A 2800-nucleotide genomic window follows, 5' to 3' on the forward strand; every position below is an offset into this window, starting at 1 on the left:
GCCGACGCTTGACGCAGCTTGTGCTCCAGCAAAGCAATGGATGGCTCCAGTGCTGCCAGCTGTCCCAGCTCATTCGCCCGGCGACTGTGCTCCATAACCAATTCGCGGGTTTTGTTCAGCGCTTCCGCCTCGCGAGCAACACGCTCCAGCTCACGACGTGAAGACTCTGCATTAGCAATTGCTTCTTTGAGACGCACCTCCACATGTTCAAGCGCTTCAGCACTCGCGTTCCCCAGGCCTTGCTGCTCCGCTTCCAGCTCTTTCAATGCAATGTCATTGTCCTTCACACGACGGCTGAGCTTCTGTGCCAGTTGATCGCCGTATTTCTCCAAATGGAACAAACGCTGCAGCATCTGCCTGCGTTCACTACCCTTTAAGGACAAAAATTCCGCAAACTTTCCCTGCGGCAATACGACGGCACGCGTAAAATCGTCCATTTTCAGGCCGATATACTCCTCCACACAGCGCGTCACATCCTGCACCTTGTCAGCAATCACTTCCTCGCCGTCCTCTGTGAGCGCAATAAAACGACTGAGCGTATTATTAACAGATACGCCTCCAGCGCGTTTGAAACGTCGTTCCACACGGTAACGGCGTGGTCCCTGCGCTGACATGAGTTCAAACGTAAAGGCAACGGACAGCGTGTCTTCAGCATGATTCATGATGCCTTGAGTACCATTCACCGCCCGCTCCACTTTACCGTACATAGCCAACGTAATGGCATCGAGCAAAGTTGATTTGCCACTCCCGGTGGGGCCAAAAATCCCAAACAGTCCGGTTTCGGTCAGCTCGTCAAAACGAATTTCCTGCGGCTCCCGATAGCTTTGCAGCCCCGCCAATTTCAGTCATACATTCTCCTCCTCAGCGTGGTCTCTTGCATTATCCTGCTCCACCAGCTCCAAAAAAAGCTGCACCAATCCATCATCCGGTTGTGCCCCGCCTGTCTGTCGCTGATAGAAGGCCCGAAACAGCTCATGAACCGGCAATTCTGACCGTTGATGCTCCAGCTGTGCTGCAGCCATTTCCGGATACAATGGACGAATGTGAATGATGCCTTCACGGCTTTTGCGCAGCCGCTGAATATCCCCCATCGACATCGCTTCATCGAGCGTAATCTCCAGATCAATAAAAGCATCCATATCCAGCCCTTCGTCCAGCCAGCGGTATACTTCTTCCAGGCCTCCCCGTGCGCGCCACCTCACCAATGGACGTCCACTGGTAATATACAGTTCCTCGACCTGTGCAGGCTTGCCGGCAACCACGTCAATCAACGTAACCGATTTGGCTTGTCCCGCCTCGGAAAAGCTGTATGCCAGCGGAGAGCCGCTATAACGCATCAGCCCGTCTCCCTTCACGTACTGGGGACGGTGCAAATGTCCCAGCGCTGTATATTGCGCCCCGATGCTCAGCGCTGACGGATCGACCGTATAGGCTCCCCCGACCTGAATCGGACGTTCCGAGTCCGACTCCAGCCCGCCGAGCACATAAATATGGCTCATCGACAAATTAACGGTGTCGGGCTGAAACGCTGTACCCAGCTGTGCCATCAGCAACCCCACACGGCGGCTATATGCCTCGCGTAATACCGTTTCATCTCCGTCCTCAGACAACAGCTCGTTCAGACGAGACTCGGAGGGATACGGCAGGGCTGCGATGCATGCCATTTCGCCCGTTCGCGGTGTATGAACGCGCACCGCTTTCCCGCTGGGCAGTCCCAGCAGTGTAATTCCGCGCCCGCTTACCAGCGGCGTGACCGAGGATACCCTTTCCGGCTGATCGTGATTGCCTGCAATAACGACCAGAGGTCTTCCTCCAGCCGTAAGACGTGCAGATGCTTCATAAAACAACTGCTCGGCGGCCGCCGAAGGATTGACCGAGTCGTACACATCTCCAGCCATCATAATCAAATCTGCCTGCTGATCGTCAGCCATTTTCGCCAATTCTTCCAAAAACGCTTCCTGCTCCTTCAAACGACTGCGTCCTTCCAATGTGCGACCCAAATGCCAATCACCTGTGTGCAAAATCCGCATAAAATCCGCATACTATTCCTCCTCTCTCTCACATAACTACAGCCGCACACTCTCTCCAGCCTCTAAAAAATACAGCCACTTCTCAGCAACCTTTTTACCTGTAATCGTTTCGATTACATAGGCATAAAGCTCCAATTGAAAACGATACTGCTCCGTTAAATGAGACAGCGTACGGTATTCGGATATCCGGTCTGTTTTATAATCCACCAGCACAAGCCCTTCCGGCGTTTCAAACAGACAGTCAATAATCCCGTTCATCAGCACTTTATCGTCCTGACCGCCTTCCGGGTCTGTTTCCTGTGTTTCCTGTACTGGAAGCATCGATGGCAGGCTGTGGTTCCAGTAATCGACTGCCTGCATCGTATAAGTAAACGGAAGTTCACGTTGAACGTGGGTTGCCTCGAGCATTCTGCCACCCAGCTCACTGGTGAAAAAACGCAATATTTTATCCGTATCCAGCGCCTTCGCATGAACCTCCAGCAATATGCGCTGATTCAGCAGACGGGCCTTGGTTTCCTCAATAACATCGGCGTTCATCACCCCATCCAGCGGCAAATGCAGCATCAGCGTATGATACACCGTTCCACGTTCCGTTGGAGTCAGACGTTGATTTCCCATAAACTTAGGTCTGCGTAAATGTAATGCATTGCCCCCTGTGTGAGAATCTTCTTGATCCTCCGGTGACTCTGCTCGTTGAGAGGCAGATAGATTCAGCCAATCGTCCGCTCCAATCTCCTGCATTTCGAGCCATCTTTTCATCTCGGTAACCG

3 protein-coding genes are annotated in these 2800 nt (G+C 53.0%); all 3 read right to left on the minus strand.

The annotated features are described in order from the left end of the window. Positions 1 to 845 (minus strand): AAA family ATPase (locus WG8_RS15945; RefSeq protein WP_232289119.1); only part of this gene is annotated, 845 nt, incomplete at its 3' end. Further along, positions 846 to 2030, minus strand: coding sequence for an exonuclease SbcCD subunit D (locus WG8_RS15950; RefSeq protein ID WP_007431256.1), 1185 nt, complete (start codon positions 2028 to 2030; stop codon positions 846 to 848). Between the two features lie 36 nt (positions 2031 to 2066). Then, the coding region (locus WG8_RS28570; RefSeq protein ID WP_007431257.1) for a PD-(D/E)XK nuclease family protein at positions 2067 to 2800 on the minus strand (734 nt) is incomplete at its 5' end.

Origin of the sequence: Paenibacillus sp. Aloe-11 (assembly GCF_000245715.1) — a bacterium.
GTDB classification, from domain to species: Bacteria; Bacillota; Bacilli; order Paenibacillales; family Paenibacillaceae; genus Paenibacillus; species Paenibacillus kribbensis.

Coding starts and splice junctions, on each gene's coding strand:
- WG8_RS15950 (WP_007431256.1), bottom strand. CDS start 2,030: ATGCGGATTTTGCACACAGGTGATTGGCATTTGGGTCGCACATTGGAA.